Below are 16,285 nucleotides of genomic sequence, written 5' to 3'. Positions count from 1 at the left end.
TGTCCCTCATAAAAAAGATATATAAGTAAAATGAAAACAATCAGAAACAATGAAAAATTGATGGCCGAAATCGGCCGTATCGCCGAAGTGGCCGGCTATCTCTGGACAAAAGGATGGGCGGAACGCAACGGCGGTAACATTTCCGTAAACCTGACCGACCTGATGGGCGACGTCGAAAAAGCACTTCCCGCACTGGGACCGGCTATTCCTTTACAGGAGGCGATGACTGCCCTTGCCGGACATATTTTCTATGTCACCGGCACCGGAAAGCGGATGCGTTATGTCGCACAAGACCCGTTTGCCAACGGTTCGCTGATCCGTATCGCCGGAGATGGCAAAAGTTATGATATCATTGCCGAACAATTGATTCTGCCTACTTCCGAGTTACCTTCGCACCTGATGATGCATAATTATCTGCGCAGCCTGGGACGTGATAATAAGGTCGTTCTGCATACGCACCCGACCGACCTGATCGGTATGACGCATTGCAAACCCTTCCTGGATTCGGACGTCATCACCCGCACGTTGTGGAGCATGATTCCCGAATGCCGTATCATTGTCCCGAAAGGTGTCGGCATCGTTCCCTATGAAATACCCGGTACGCTGGATTTGGCACGTGCCACCATTAAACAATTGGAAAAGCACGATGTCGTATTCTGGGAGAAACACGGTATTCTGGCAGTCGGCGAAGACCTGATCGAATGTTTCGACGCAATAGACACCCTGAGCAAGTCCGCCCAAATCTATTTCAGTGCACGCATGGCCGGATACGAACCCGCCGGCATGACCGACAAGCAGTTGGATGATTTGGTCCCGGCGTTTGGACTTTGAGATTTATGATTTATCGGTGCGCAATAAAATAATGGCATACCGTAGGGGCGGGGTTCTACTCCGCCCATTGAAATACGGACGATAATAATTTTGTATAGCCATGTTATCCATGTTTCACACCGATAAGTGTCATCATCCATATAAACCCCCATGTACCATGAAACAGTTTTTTATTCTCATATTTCTTTTCTTCTCTGTCCCGTTGTTTGCCCAACAGCGGGATAGTCGTGTGCGCGAATATCTGCCTCCCGCACGCATCGTATGGCAGCAGGAAAGCCAATTGATACAGGGCGCAGACCATTTGCTTCTTCCCGGAAACGGGCAGTCCGATCTGGCAAACCGTTCGATTTGCCGTTTGACAAGTACCGACCGGCAGCACCCCGCCATCCTCTTCGATTTCGGAAAAGAGCTGCAAGGCGGTCTCCAGATAGTCACCGGGATGCCGGCCTCGCACGAACCGGTGGCCATACGCGTTCGTTTCGGCGAGTCTGTCAGCGAAGCAATGTGTGACATCGACGGTGTAAACGGAGCTACCAACGATCATGCCATGCGCGATTTTACCATTCGCCTGCCTTGGCTGGGTGTCATGGAAGTTGGTAATTCCGGTTTCCGTTTCGTACGTATCGACCTCTTGGACGATTCCGCCGAATTGCATCTGAAGGAAGTCCGTGCCATCTCGACTTTCCGTGATATTCCTTATAAAGGATCTTTCCGTTGCAACGACGAACGGTTGAACAATATCTGGCAGACCGGTGCCTACACCGTACATCTGAATATGCAGGAATACCTCTGGGACGGGATCAAGCGCGACCGTCTGGTTTGGGTGGGCGACCTTCACCCGGAAGTGATGACCGTAAATACCGTTTTCGGTTATAATGAAGTCGTTCCGAAAAGCCTTGACCTGATCCGCGATATCACGCCGTTGCCCGAATGGATGAACGGGATGTGCAGCTACTCCATCTGGTGGTTGCTGATCCATCGCGACTGGTATTACTATCAGGGAGATTTGGCCTACCTGAAGGAACAAAAGAACTATCTGACCGGTTTGCTTCGTCTTCTGATCTCCAAGGTCGGTGAAGACGGCGTGGAGAAGCTCGACGGAGGAGGCCGTTTCCTCGATTGGCCGTCCAATGAAAACCCGGTTGCCATAAATGCCGGCTTGCAGGCTTTGATGTTACAGGCGATGAAAGCGGGCGGCGAACTTTGCAAAGTATTGGGCGAAGATGCGTTGGCGGCCGAATGCGAAGCCGTGAAGGACAGAATGACCAAGGCGGCTTCGAAGGTGATAAAGCCTTTCCTGAAATCCGGTGTCGCCCCGGACGCGCCGGGATCGAAGCAGGCAGCTTCTCTGTTGGCGTTGGCGGGGTTGATGAAACCGGAAGAGGCCGACCGGAAGTACCTCACGGTAAACGGAGGGCATGGATTCTCTACTTTCTATGGCTATTATATGCTGCGTGCGATGGCTGCCGCCGGCAATTATCAGGGCGCGATCGACGTGATCCGTCAATTCTGGGGCGCGATGCTCGATTTGGGTGCGACCACTTTTTGGGAAGATTTCAACTTGGACTGGTTGCCCGGCGCTTCCCGCATCGATGAACCGGTTCCGGCAGGCAAGAAAGATATTCATGGCGATTACGGAGCTTATTGCTATAAAGGTTTCCGCCATAGCCTTTGCCACGGTTGGGCTTCCGGTCCGACCTCCTGGCTGAGTGAATATGTGTTGGGCGTTCAGGTGGTGGAACCGGGTTGCCGCGTTGTCCGGATCACTCCTCATTTGGGTGATTTGGAGTGGGTGGAAGGAACGTTCCCGACTTCTTACGGCGTGATCACCGTCCGCCACGAAAAAGGTGCCGACGGGAAAGTCCGGAGCCGGATCGACGCACCGTCCGAAGTAAAAATATTACAATAATCAAATCAGATATGGGAAAGAAAAACACTCTGTTGATCTGCTCGCTTGCTTTTCTCTCGTTGTTGGGTTGTAAAGGTAAAAACGAGCTTACGGTTCCGGTTAATTTGCGGACCGAATACCTGCGCGAACCGATCGGGCTGGATACCCGAAGTCCCCGTTTCACCTGGGAGTACAAAGGTGGCGAGAAGAACTTCCTGGCTTCCCGTTCGGAAATCCGTATCGGGACTTCGCCGGATAATCTGCAACCGTACACCGGCAACATGGCATTGGAACCGCATACCCGCTACTATTGGAACGTGACGGTATGGGATCGGGACGGGAATGTTTGCAAGACTTCGGAAACGGCTACTTTCGAAACAGCCAAGTTCAACCCGTCCGACTGGTCGGGAAAATGGATAACCGACAGCCACGACAAGGAGTTTGAGCCGGCCCCCATGTTCCGCAAAGCTTTTACACTCGGAAAAGCAATCGAAGAAGCCCGCGTGTATGTGGCTGCCGCCGGCTATTACGATCTGTTTATCAACGGCAAGCGGGTAGGAGAGAACTATCTTGATCCGGGGTATACGCATTTTGACAAACGCATCCTGTATGTGACGCACGATGTGACCTCTCTTTTAAAACAGGGAGGCAACGCCATCGCTGCCGTTTTGGGCAATGGCTGGCACAACGTACAGTCCAAAGCTGTCTGGAACTTCGAGACGGCCCGTTGGCGCAATCGTCCCCGGATGCTCTGCGAACTGCGTCTGCGCTATGCCGACGGCACAACCGAGATCGTCACCACCGACGAGAGCTGGCGCACGGCGACCGGCCCCTATACCTATAATAATATCTACAGCGGCGACAAATATGACGCTACGTTGGAAGAAAACGGTTGGAACGCGGACGGATTCGACGATAGCAAGTGGGCTCCGGCACAGGTGACGGAAGCTCCGGCTCCCTTGTTGGTCGCCCAGCAGATGCCGGGAATCCGGATTACGGAAGAATTGTCGCCCGTTTCGATGAAGAAATTCAGTGACAAACTCTATGTGTTCTCTTTCGAAAAGAACTTTGCCGGCTTGTCCCGCCTGAAGGTGAAAGGTGCTCCCGGTACGCGGATCACCCTGAAGCATGGGGAGCTGCTGAAGAAGGACGGTCGTCTGGAACAGGGAAATATCGATGTCTATTATCATCCCGTGAAACCGGGCGAGGTCTTCCAGATGGACGTGTTCACGCTGAAAGGAACGGGTGAGGAGGAAGTCTTCATGCCTTCTTTTGCTTATCACGGTTTTCAGTATGTGGAGGTCGAAAGTTCGGCTCCCGTGACCCTGGCAAAAGAGAGCCTGACGGGGCTGTTTATGCATACGGCGGTAGATCCCGTCGGTTCGTTCGCCTGCTCCGATCCGTTGCTGAACAAGATATGGAAGGCGACAATGGAAGCCTACCGCAGCAACCTGCACAGCATCCCGACCGATTGCCCGCAGCGGGAGAAGAACGGATGGACGGCCGATGCGCATATCGCGATCGATCTCGGCCTGTTGGGGTTCGACGGCATCACCTTGTACGAAAAATGGATGAACGACTTCATCGACAACCAGCGCGAAGCCGGCGAAATCTCCGGCATTATCCCGTCCAGTGGTTGGGGATATGGCGAATGGCCCGGCCCGGTATGGGATGCTGCCATGTTTATCATCCCGAACGCCCTGTATAACTATTACGGTGAGACACGCAGTATCGAGAATCTCTATCCTACGATGTTGCGCTATCTGGATTACCTGAAAGCGAAAGAGAAAGACGGTGGTTACCTGACATTCGGCTTGGGAGACTGGGTGTACTGGAAGTCTACGACCGACAATACCTATACCTCTACCGCCTATTATTATCTGGATTATACCTTGATGGCCCGTTTCGCCGAACTGTTGGGCAAAGATGCCGCCCCGTACCGGCAGAAAGCCGATGAGCTGAAAGACTTGGTCAACAGCCGGTTCTTCAATCCCGAAACAGGAGTCTATGCCGAAGGAACTCAGACGGCACAGGCGATCGCGCTCTATTTAGGGATCGTGCCGGAAGGAAAGGAGCAGTTGGTCGCCGATAAACTTTGCGAGGTCGTACGTGCCAACAACCATTTTCTCGATTTCGGCCTGCTCGGAAGCAAGTCTGTTCCGGCCATGCTGACGCGCTACGGCTATGTCGAGGACGCCATGAAGATGATCACGAAGACGGAAGCTCCCTCTTGGGGCTATTGGGTAGAGACGATGGGGTATACGACGTTGCCCGAAACATGGACGTTAAGCCCTGAATTTCGCGATGCTTCCCTGAACCATGTCTTTATGGGAGATGTCTCCGCCTGGATGATGAACCAGCTTGCCGGCATCAACTATGATGCCGCTGAACCCGGATTCCGCCACATCCTGATCACGCCTCATTTTGTGGAAGGAATGGATTGGGCGAAAGGTGAGTATCGCTCCGTACGCGGAATGATTTCGAGCGAATGGAAACGGGAAGGCGGCAAGGTTACGCTCACCGTGACGATCCCGTCCGGTTGTACGGCCGAGATCCGTGTCGGCGATAAGACGGAAACGGTCGGTTCGGGTACATATGTGAATACTTATTAAACGAGAATACCATGAAGCATTATTTCCTATTGCTACTGTTGATCGGATGCTTCGCCTCCGGCCGAGCCGAATCCGGCTGGAAGGCACATTGGATCAATACGGAACGTTGCCAGAGTACGACGAATACTTGGCTGGCTTTCCGCAAAACCGTCCGTATAGACAAGGTTCCGCAAACATTAACCGCCCGCATTGCTGCCGACAGCAAATACTGGCTGTGGATAAACGGCCGTCTGGTCGTCTTCGAGGGGGGATTGAAACGAGGACCTTCTCCATACGGCACTTATTACGATCCGGTCGAGATCGCACCCTATCTGCAAAACGGCGAGAATACGATTGCCGTGCTGGTCTGGCATTTCGGCAAGAGCGGATTCAGCCACATGAACAGCGGCCTGGCTGCTTTGCTGTTTGAAGCTACGGCTCCCGGAATAGAAATCGTTTCCGACAAAAGTTGGCAATGCATCGTATATGATGCCTATCAGAGTACGGAAGCGCCCCATCCCAATTTCCGTCTGCCGGAAAGCAACATCCGGTTCGATGCCCGGATGGAAATGTCCGGATGGAACCTGCCCGGCTACACAGGCAGCATGCCGAATGCCGAGATCGTTTCGTCTGCCGAGGGGGCGCCTTTTGGCAAGTTGGTCCGACGTCCGATCCCTCTTTGGAAAGACTCTGGCCTGAAACCGTATGTCGATGTCCGCCGGTCGGCTGCAGGCGATACGCTTTACTGCCGCCTGCCGTATAACAGCCAGGTGACTCCCTACCTGAAAGTCGAAGCTCCTGCCGGCAAGGTGATCCATATCCGGACGGACAACTATGAGGGTGGTTCCCAATACAACGTCCGTGCCGAATATATCACGCGCGACGGCGTGCAGGAATATGAAAACTACGGTTGGATGAACGGCCACGAGATGCAGTATATCCTGCCGGAAGGCGTGAAGGTGTTGGATGTGAAATTCCGGGAGACCGGTTACGATACCGAATTTACAGGTTCTTTCAGTTGCAACGATCCGTTTATGAACGAACTGTGGAAACGTTCGGCCCGTACCTTATATATAACGATGCGCGACAGCTATATGGATTGTCCGGATCGCGAACGGGCGCAATGGTGGGGCGACGAGGTGAACGAATTGGGCGAGGCTTTCTATGCCCTTTCTCCCTCCAGCCATAAACTGGCGCTGAAAGGCATCCACGAGCTGATGAACTGGCAACGCGAAGACGGTGTGATTTTCGCTCCGGTCCCGGCTGGCAACTGGCGGAAAGAACTGCCGTTGCAAATGTTGGCTTCGGTGGGCTGGTACGGTTTCTACACCCAGTATTATTATAGTGGCGACAGCAGTTTCGTTGCCGATGTTTACGATCGTATGCACCGCTATCTGCACGAGGTATGGCAAGTTGACAAGAGCGGCCTGGTCATCGGGCGCGGCGGCGATTGGAGCTGGGGCGACTGGGGAGAGAACATCGATATGGATGTGTTGGCTAATTGCTGGTATTACCTGGCCTTGAAAGCTGAGAAGGCTTTTGCCCTGCAACTCGGAAAAACGGCCGATGCCGAGGAGAACAGCCGCATGATGTATAGCATCGAGAAATGTTTCGACACGAAGTTCTGGACCGGTTCCGACTATCGTTCTCCCGGCTATAAGGGAGAAACGGACGACCGTGCGCAGGCAATGGCTGTCGTTTCCGGCTTGGCTTCCGCCGATAAATACCCCATCTTGGCCAAAGTCCTGAAGAAGGAACATCATGCCAGCCCTTATATGGAGAAATACGTGCTCGAAGCCTTGTTCCAGATGAATGAGCCGACGTTGGCCTTGGAGAGAATCAAACAGCGCTATACGCGAATGATGAACTACACCGAATATACGACCCTGTTCGAAGGGTGGGGAATCGGTTCGGACGGTTTCGGCGGTGGCACGATCAACCATGCCTGGAGCGGCGGACCGCTTACGTTGCTGAGCCAGAAAGTGTGCGGAATAGAACCTACCTCGCCTGGTTTCCGTTCCTTCAAGGTCTGCCCTCAAATGGGGACATTGACCGATGCCTCCGCGACGGTCGACACTCATTTCGGCAAGATCGAGGTGTCGTTGAAACGGAAGGGTAAAAAGATACAAGTCGTCCTCTCCGTCCCCGAAGGAACAACCGCCGAAGTCCCGGTCTCGAAAAACCGGATGGAACGATTGGAATCCGGCAAGCATTCGTTTGTCATCCCGGTATTATGAGCATATCGTTCCGGTTTGGATCATGTGAAAAAGGAGGGTGTTCAGCCCTCCTTTTTGCGTATACATAATAACACTTAAATCTTCATGATAAATCCCCTGAGCAACTCCAAACTTAACTATATTGCAACAATTGAAAAAAGTAGGCGTTTGGGAAGTACCCGAAACGGAATAAAAACATAAAATTCAACAATTATGAACATCGAAGAAAAAGCGGCACAGATCGTTGCCGCAGCCGAGGTGGTTACAGTAGCATCTATCGACGAGAATGGCTATCCCCGTCCGGTGGCAATGGTGAAACTCAAAGACAAGAATGGAGGGATCTATTTTTCAACCGGGACTTCCACGGCAAAAACAGCTCACTTTAAGGCGAACTCAAAGGCCGGAATCTCTATCGTAGAGGGCGAAAACAGTGTGGTTTACACGGGTGAAATGGAGATTGTGACCGATCAACGTGTAAAAGAATCGCTCTGGGATGACTGGATGCTTCCCCATATTCCTGGCGGAGTAAATGATCCTCAGTATTGTGTGCTCAAGTTTACACCCAAATCGTCTACCTACTGGATCGACAACGTGTTTGTAAAAGATGGCAAATACCTGAATCTTTTTTGCCAGAGCTGCGGTATGCCGATGCAAAGCACAGAACTATTTGGAACCAATCAGGACGGTTCTGCCAGTCAGGATTACTGCTGCTATTGCTACAAAGATGGCGCCTTTGTTCAGGATTGTACCATGGAAGGCATGATCGAACATTGCGTTCGTTTTCTTGATGAATTTAACGGAGCCTGCGGTACCCGATATACTGAAGAAGAGGCGATTGCTGAGATGAAAAAGTATTTCCCTACACTTAAACGATGGAAAAAATGAAATCCTGATTTTCGGAACTTCCGTTGTAATTAAGAAAGAAGGCATCAAAAATGAAACTGGGCGGACAAGTAGACACACCGCCCAGTATTCATAAATGATGTCTTTTGTCAGTTTACCCGGATAGATTAGATTTGTTTATCATTTTAATCGTGGCACTCTTTTCTAACAATCCAAACCAATACATTCCCTTTGGGTGTGTTGTATAGCATCTTTATATTGTCTATTTTTGCGCTTGAATAGGAATAGGTTTTATTAAGAGAAATGGCAAAGAGAAAAAGCGCAAGGAAACCACGGAAAAAGGGACGAAAAGCATCGTCTGTCCTTTCCTCTGTGAAGCGGATGTTTATAGGGGCCTTTATCGTAGTGGCTTGTTTTATAGGATTTTTGTTTATATACGATTACTTTGCTCCGGTGGAGGGACATAAGCCGGTGGTTTCAGAGGAAAAGAAACCGGGTGTTGTTGCTTCTGAAAAGGCTGTGGCCGGTCCGGATCAGAAGGCGCAGGATAAAACGCCGGCCAAGAAAGTTCCTGCCCAATCTTCCACTAAGACATTTAAAGTCCCTGCAAATACAGAGATACCGCGTTTGAAAGAAAAACGCCGGGAGCAGGTTATCAAGCATGAGGGATATACGGTCTCTTATAATTCCGACTATTGTATTGCCAACTGGGTCGCATACGAACTGACGGCGACGGAGGCCAAAAGCAAAAAGACGGAACGTTCCAATAAGTTCGTTCCCGACCCGCAGGTGAAAGGTGCGACGGCTATGAACGAAGACTATACGCGTACAGGCTACGATCGTGGGCATTTGGCTCCGGCAGGCGATATGAAATGGTCTGCAAAAGCCATGCGCGAATCTTTTTATCTGAGCAATATCTGTCCGCAAAAACCGAAATTGAACCGGGGCATCTGGAAAGAACTGGAAGAGCAGTGCCGCTTGTGGGCGTTGGACAACGGTTCGTTGCTGATCGTCACGGGACCGGTCATCACAAGCGATATGAAACGGTTAGGGAAGAACAGGGTGGCGATACCCAAATCTTTTTATAAAGTATTATGTTATCATACGGAGAAAGGTTATAAAGGCATCGGGTTCCTTTTCGAAAACAGAGATTATGAAGGCAGTTCGCTGAAATCAATGGTGATACCTATCGACAGCGTGGAAAAGGTGACCGGCATTGACTTCTTCCCGTCTATCCCCGACGATCAGGAAAAAGAAATGGAGGCGACGATCGATTGGAGCAGTTGGTCGTTTTGATGCATATATCTGGAAATCCGAAAGAAACCAGAACAATGGATTTTAAAAGAATGTTGTATATCCACGGTGTGAAAACCTGGACATACGATTAGCAAGGATATAATAGTAATAACAAATAACTAAATGCAAGTTATCATGAATGGTAAATTGATCCCCGTTTTTGTATTGGCAGCATTGATGTCGTGTAGTCAGCCGCCGGTGAAGGAGCAAGGCCCCCGTCCGGTGAAGTTGGCGGAAGTGACCTCGTTGAATCTTGTGGAGAAGTCGTTTAGCGGCGTCGTTTCGCCGGACCAGTTCAGTGACCTGGCCTTTAAGATGTCCGGGCCGCTGATTTCGTTGAATGTGAATGAAGGACAGAAAGTCCGTACGGGACAGGTCGTGGCAGAGATCGACCCGCAGGATTTCAAATGGGAATATGAAGCGAAGAAAGCTTCTTATCAAACAGCCGAAGCACAGCTGCAACGTGCCAAGAAGCTGTTGTCCAAACAGGCTATCTCGAAGCAGGAATATGAAGCGACCGAAGCTTCCTATTCCAATGCAAAGGCTGCATTCGAATATGCGCAGAACCAGTTGGAACAGACGAAACTGCGTGCTCCGTTCGATGGATTTATCCAGAAGAAATATGTGGAGAACTATCAGAAGGTACAGGCCGGTCAGGGGATCGTTTGCCTGATCAACCCGAACAAGTTACAGATCCAGTATACGATGCCTGAAACGAACATCACCTATTTCTCGACACCTTATCAGATCTACGTGGAGTTTGACAACTACAAGGGTGTCCGCTTCAAAGCGAAGGTGAAGGAATATGTGGAAGCGTCTCCCGATGGTTCCGGAGTTCCTGTCTTCCTGTATATCGACGATCCCGAATTTAATCTGAACAAATACAAAGTGGCTGTCGGATTCTCCTGTCGCGTGGTGCTGCATATCGAGAGCGCGAGCTTTAACGAGGGAGCGATGCTGGCGCCTCTTTCCGCCATTGTGGCCAGTGAGGAGAATAATGACAAATTTGTCTTTGTTTATAACGCTCAATCGCAAAAGGTGGAACGTCGCCGGATTGAAGAAGCCGGACTGGTAGGAAAAGACAATGTCATAATAACCAGTGGACTGAATGCCGGCGACCGGGTCGTTTCGGCCGGAGCTACCCGTCTGGTTGACGGACAACAGGTAAAAGTATTAACAGATTAAGCCGATAAACAATGAATCTTCCAGTATATTCCTTAGAGAATAAGAAGATTATATATTTCTTTTTGGCAGTGATGCTGATCGGGGGTATATATTCTTTCTTTAAATTGCCGAAGAAGGAGGACTCGCCTTTCGTGATCAAGCAGGCCGTTTTGGTTACGCAATATCCGGGTGCTACTCCTCTGGAGGTGGAAAAATTGATAACGGAACCTATCGAACGGGAAATTCAGTCCATGTCGGATGTTTTTCAGATCAAGTCTGAATCTTATTTCGGCATGTCGAAGATATCCATCGAATTGCAGCCGACTTTGGCGCCGGATTATATGCCGGTCAAGTGGGACGAATTGCGCCGCAAGGTGGCTAACATACAACCCCGCCTTCCGAGCGGAGCTTCCGCCATCAATGTGAGCGACGACTTCGGGGACGTGTTCGGTATCTATTACGCCCTGACCGCCGACGAAGGTTTTACTTACGACGATATGCGCGATTGGGCGCAGAAGATAAAGACCGAGCTGACGCCTATCCGCGGTGTGCAGAAGGTCTATCTGTTTGCGGAACAGACGCAGGTCGTGAATGTGCGCATCTCTGTTCCCAAGTTGGCAAACCTGGGGATCGACCCGAATTCGATCCAGCAGGTCCTGCAAACCCAGAACTTGTTGGTCAACACGGGTGAGATCCTGACCGGGACCTACCAGCTTCGTGTACGTGCCGAAGGTACTTATAAAAGCATAGAAGATATACGCGACCAGTTGATTGTCACCAAAGGCGGCGGCGAAGTGCGCCTGGGCGATATCGCCACCATCGAACGGGGCTATATGGATCCGCCTTCCAACCTGATGCGTGTGGATGGCAAACGGGCCATCGGTATCGGGGTGGCCACGGGTGCGAAAGACGATGTCGTGGCTGTCGGCAATGCAGTAGCCGAACATCTGAAAGAGATGGAACAGCTTTTCCCGATCGGGATGGATCTGAAAACCATCTATCCGGAAAACAAGATTGCCAACGAAGCGAATAACGGGTTTATCTTGAACCTGATCGAATCGTTGCTCATCGTGATTGTGATCATCTTCCTTGTGATGGGATCGCGTGCCGGTATGCTGGTGGGCAGTTCGCTGCTTTTCTCGGTGGGCGGAACATTGCTGATCATGCTGATCTGGGGTGTCGGGCTGAACCGTACGTCTCTTGCCGCTTTCATCATTGCGATGGGTATGTTGGTGGACAACGCGATTGTGGTGACCGACAATGCGCAGGTCGGCATCAAGCGCGGCCTGTCACGCTACCAGGCGTTGATCGACGGGGCCACCAAACCGCAGTGGGCATTGTTGGGCGCGACCTTTATCGCTGTTTGTTCTTTCTTGCCGATGTATTTGGCGCCGGCTTCCGTGGCCGAAATCGTCAAGCCGTTGTTCATCGTGCTTGCCGTGTCTCTCGGACTGAGCTGGATCTTGGCATTGACGCAAACGACGACTTTCGGTAATTTCATCTTGAAAGAGGCGAAACCGGGCGAATCCAAAGATCCGTACGACACCCAACTGTATCATAAGTTTGAAAAGGTCCTGGGGCGCCTGATCAAGCGTCGTTATCTGACGCTCGCTTCGGTTGTGGCGACTTTGTTCCTGTCTCTGTTTATCATGAGCATCATGCCGCAGAGCTTTTTCCCGATCATGAACAAGCCCTATTTCCGTGCCGACCTGATCTTCCCGGAAGGGTATGGTATCGATGATGTGGAAAGGAATGTGATCAAGATAGAAGAGTATCTCAAAAATAATGATAAGATCAAGTCTTATTCGTTCACGTTGGGAGGCTCGCCGGTGCGTTATTACCTGGCAAGTTCGTCTATCGGACCGAAACCGAACTTCGCCAATGTCCTGATCGAGACCAAGGACGCGAAAGATGCGCAGAGCGAAGAAAACAAGTTCTATGAATATATGGTCGCCAACTATCCGGATATTTTGACCCGCTCGGCCCTGTTTGCTTTGTCTCCCGTGCCCGATGCCGCAATTGAAATCGGGTTTGTCGGTGATAATATAGATACGCTGGTGGCGTTGACGCAGCGTGCACAGGAAATCGCCCGCAAGAACGACATGGTGATGGAAGTGCGCAACAGCTGGGGAAACAAGGTTCCGGTATGGAAGCCGTTGTACTCGCAGGAAAAAGGTCTTCGCCTGGGTATCACCCGCCAGCAGATGGCCTATTCGCTTCGTTCGGCAACCAACGGCCTGCCTTTAGGAGAGTATCGCGAGGGAGATGTGTTTATGCCGATCCTGCTGAAAGATGCCGACCGGGATTCGATGAACCTGAACGATATCAAGACCTTGCCGGTCTACAGTGCCAAAGGCCGTTCTGTCAAAGTGGAGCAGGTGATCGACGACTTTTCGCTCGATTATGAGTACAGCGTCGTGAAGCGTTACAATCGCCAGCGTTATATGATGATGCAGTGCGAACCGAAACGTGGTGCCAATACGATGGCTGCTTTCAGCCAGTTGTGGCAGGAGGTGCAACAGGAGGTACAGGTTCCCGAAGGATATAAACTGCAATACTTCGGCGAACAGTCCGAACAGGATAAAGGGAACAAGGCGATTGCTGCCAATATCCCGTTGATGTTCGGCCTGATCTATCTCACTCTGTTGTTCCTGTTCCCGAAATACTACCGGAAGCCGGTCTTGATCATGTGTATGTTGCCTCTGATCTTCATCGGTGTGGTATTGGGTTTGCTGGTGTTCGGCAAGTCGCTCGACTTCTTTGCCATGTTGGGACTGTTGGGGCTGATCGGTATGAATATCAAGAATGCGATCGTACTGGTGGACGAAATCGGATTGCAGCTTGGCAGTGGCCTGTCGCCGGTCAATGCGGTGATCGAGGCGACCAAGACGCGTATCGTTCCGGTGACGATGGCATCGGGAACAACAATCTTGGGTATGTTGCCGTTGTTGGGCGATGCCATGTTTGCCGGTATGGCAGCGACGATTATGGGAGGTTTGTTCGTTTCGACCATCCTGACCATCTTCGTGCTTCCTGTGACCTATTGTATATTCTTTAAGATTAAATCGGTATAATATAAAATATGAGAAATAAAATAATTATCGGTTGTATGCTGTTGGGGGCTTTATCGGTGGGAGCACAGGAAAAGCCCGTCACGGCTGCGGACTACAAGCAGAAGGTGCTTGAATATAGCCGCCAGATCAAACAGAGTACGGAAGAGCGTATTGCGATGCAGCATGCTATCAAGGCGGCCAAGACCGCTTTCTTCCCGGCTCTCGATTTCTCCGGCAGCTACCAGTACCGTATCAATAAGTACGATTTGGATTTCGGTCCGGGCATGTCAGTCGAAATGGATCACAACACCTATAGCCTGGGTGCTACCGTAAGCCAGCCTCTCTATGCCGGCGGACAAATCTACAACAATTACAAGGCCGCCCAGATACAGGGACAGATCGCTTCCGAGGCGGAAGACCTGACGACGGATAACATCGTGTATGCCGCCGACCTGAGCTACTGGTCTGCGGCAGCCCGCAAAGGCATGTACGATGTCATGTGCCAGTATGTCGATATCGTGCAGGAATTGGCAAACGTGCTGACTACCCGTTTCAATGACGGGCAGATCAGTAAGACAGACCTCCTGCAGGTGCAGTCGCGTCTGAAAGAAGCGGAATTGAACAAAAGCGCTGCGTATAAAGACTATCAGATCGCCTTGCAGAACCTGAACGTGCTGATGGGCGTTCCTCCTATGACACCGGTGGAGATTGCCGATGCCATCACGAAGGAACAGCCGTTGCCGATGCACATAGGGGAAGAGGCTGCTTTGCAGAACCGCCCGGACTTCACGATCTCCCGATTGAATATCGAATACCAGAAGCGGCAGATCAATTTGTCGAAAGCCAAATACAACCCGACGCTGGCGATCGGATTCCAGGGGACATGGGGGACTCCGATGTTGAACGTGAAAGGTTCCGACCAGCTTTGGACACCAGCCGTCTTTGCCTCCCTGAAGATACCTTTGTTTCATTGGGGAGCCCGTTTCAAGGAGGTGAATTCCCAGAAAGCCATTCTGCGCAGTAAGGAATATGCGATGGATTATGCACGTGACCAGATTTCCCAGGAAGTAGCCAACTCGTGGACCAGCCTGACGGAAAACACGAAACAGATCGATGTCGCCGAAGAGGCTTGCAAGATAGCCGAAGAGAACCTCGACCTGAACACGTTCAGCTATAACGAGGGAAAACTTCCGATCCTCGATGTCCTTTCCGCCCAGCTTTCCTGGATTCAATCCTATAGCAGCCTGATCCAGACCTGGTATCAGCAGAAAGTGTCTCTCGCCCAGTATAATAAGGCGGTGGGTATTCGTCGTCTGCAGTAACCGGAAACATCTTTGTCACAATAATTTAGGCACGGATTTCATGAATTTCACGGATGAATTTATTTTCTTTCCGTGTTTTCCATGAAATCCGTGCCTGATTTATATCCGCTCAGTGAGCGGACTTTTACTTCTTCAGGAACGTAATTCCCCTTTCCGCCATATATACTCCCGACAGGATGAAGACGGAGCCGAACAAGGCTACAACCGTGATCGTTTCGTCGATGACAAGGGCGGAGGTAAGAAGGGTCACGAGCGGAACTACATAAATATAGTTTGTCGTCCGGACGACTCCCAACTCTTTCACTGCGGTATTCCACATGATATAGCAGAGCAGTGAAGCTATGATCCCTAAGAACAACAGATTACAGATAACGGACGGTTGCGTCAGCACGGCAATTTGCGGATGGATAGGAGAAATGACCAGGACAGGAATTAAAGTCACAATTCCATAGAAAAAGACCTTGCGGGTAATGAAAAGCGTCGGGTAGCGACCTCCGAGACGTCTCAGAATCAGACCGTAGAATGCCCACATGAGAGCGGCAATCAGTGTCAAGACATCTCCGAGCGGATTGATCTGCAAGATGAAACTCCCGTTGAAGACGACAAGGGCCACACCGAGCAATGCCATCAGCGAACCGTAGATCAAATGGCTTTTCAATCTTTCGCCTTTATGGAACAGGCGGGAGAGAAAGGCGGTCAGGATAGGGGCGGTACAGATTATCAGCGAAACATTGGAGGCAAGCGTGATCCCCAAAGCTGTATTCTCGGACACAAAATAGAGCGAACCGCCGCAAAGTCCGGCTCCGAGAAAAAGAAGCTCGTCTTTCCAAGAATTGGCCAATAGCTTGCGCGGGCAGAAAAAACAGATTCCGATATAAGCCAATGAAAAGCGGTAGAGAAGAATTTCGACCGGAGTCAGCCCGTTACCGATCAGAACTTTCGTGGAAACGAAGGTCGTACCCCAGATGATAACGGTCAGGATTGCCAGGAAATGATAGCGGTACATTTTGTTACTTGCAGTCATATTTTGTATTGTTTATGTTGCATGGTGAAACGGAAAAATCACTACAAATATATTCAA

Annotated in this window: 10 protein-coding genes and 1 pseudogene; 10 read left to right on the top strand and 1 reads right to left on the bottom strand. The window is 50.8% G+C overall.

The genetic code is table 11. From position 1 onward, the window contains the following. Window positions 1-30: 30 nt before the first annotated feature. The 10 genes and pseudogenes from rhaD to BQ9893_RS03500 all read left to right on the top strand — a co-directional run bounded on the left by rhaD (window position 31) and on the right by BQ9893_RS03500 (window position 15,204). Window positions 31-831, top strand: coding sequence for a rhamnulose-1-phosphate aldolase (gene rhaD / locus BQ9893_RS03545; RefSeq protein WP_075964764.1), 801 nt, complete (start codon window positions 31-33; stop codon window positions 829-831). A gap of 157 nt (window positions 832-988) precedes the next feature. Next, the gene (locus BQ9893_RS03540; RefSeq protein WP_075964763.1) at window positions 989-2,740 is read left to right on the top strand and encodes an alpha-L-rhamnosidase-related protein; all 1,752 of its coding nucleotides are present in this window, start codon (window positions 989-991) and stop codon (window positions 2,738-2,740) included. A gap of 11 nt (window positions 2,741-2,751) precedes the next feature. Further along, the gene (locus tag BQ9893_RS03535; RefSeq protein ID WP_075964762.1) at window positions 2,752-5,331 is read left to right on the top strand and encodes a family 78 glycoside hydrolase catalytic domain; all 2,580 of its coding nucleotides are present in this window, start codon (window positions 2,752-2,754) and stop codon (window positions 5,329-5,331) included. A gap of 11 nt (window positions 5,332-5,342) precedes the next feature. Beyond that, window positions 5,343-7,547, top strand: coding sequence for an alpha-L-rhamnosidase-related protein (locus tag BQ9893_RS03530; RefSeq protein WP_075964761.1), 2,205 nt, complete (start codon window positions 5,343-5,345; stop codon window positions 7,545-7,547). Window positions 7,548-7,739: 192 nt separating this feature from the next. After that, a pseudogene (locus tag BQ9893_RS21980) lies at window positions 7,740-8,099 on the top strand (pyridoxamine 5'-phosphate oxidase family protein); the annotation flags it as partial. A gap of 42 nt (window positions 8,100-8,141) precedes the next feature. After that, on the top strand, window positions 8,142-8,411 hold the full coding sequence (locus BQ9893_RS21975; RefSeq protein ID WP_262497375.1) for a zinc ribbon domain-containing protein: 270 nt from the start codon (window positions 8,142-8,144) through the stop codon (window positions 8,409-8,411). A 261-nt stretch (window positions 8,412-8,672) separates the two neighbouring features. Next, window positions 8,673-9,665, top strand: a complete 993-nt coding sequence (locus BQ9893_RS03515; protein ID WP_075964760.1) for a DNA/RNA non-specific endonuclease — start codon at window positions 8,673-8,675, stop codon at window positions 9,663-9,665. A 135-nt stretch (window positions 9,666-9,800) separates the two neighbouring features. Further along, window positions 9,801-10,850 carry an efflux RND transporter periplasmic adaptor subunit gene (locus tag BQ9893_RS03510; RefSeq protein ID WP_075965388.1) on the top strand — a complete coding sequence of 350 codons (1,050 nt, stop codon included), beginning with the start codon at window positions 9,801-9,803 and terminating at the stop codon, window positions 10,848-10,850. Between the two features lie 11 nt (window positions 10,851-10,861). Continuing rightward, window positions 10,862-13,903, top strand: coding sequence for an efflux RND transporter permease subunit (locus tag BQ9893_RS03505; protein ID WP_075964759.1), 3,042 nt, complete (start codon window positions 10,862-10,864; stop codon window positions 13,901-13,903). 8 nt (window positions 13,904-13,911) lie between these two features. Continuing rightward, window positions 13,912-15,204, top strand: coding sequence for a TolC family protein (locus tag BQ9893_RS03500; RefSeq protein WP_075964758.1), 1,293 nt, complete (start codon window positions 13,912-13,914; stop codon window positions 15,202-15,204). 124 nt (window positions 15,205-15,328) lie between these two features. On the opposite strand, the gene BQ9893_RS03495 is transcribed toward BQ9893_RS03500, so the two are convergent. Beyond that, window positions 15,329-16,228, bottom strand: coding sequence for a DMT family transporter (locus tag BQ9893_RS03495; protein WP_075964757.1), 900 nt, complete (start codon window positions 16,226-16,228; stop codon window positions 15,329-15,331). Window positions 16,229-16,285 lie beyond the last annotated feature (57 nt).

The sequence above is a fragment of the Parabacteroides massiliensis genome (genome assembly GCF_900155425.1).
Classification (GTDB): domain Bacteria; phylum Bacteroidota; class Bacteroidia; order Bacteroidales; family Tannerellaceae; genus Parabacteroides; species Parabacteroides massiliensis.
The sequence above is the reverse complement of the archived record's forward strand: the minus strand, read 5'-3'. Positions and strand labels throughout refer to the sequence as shown.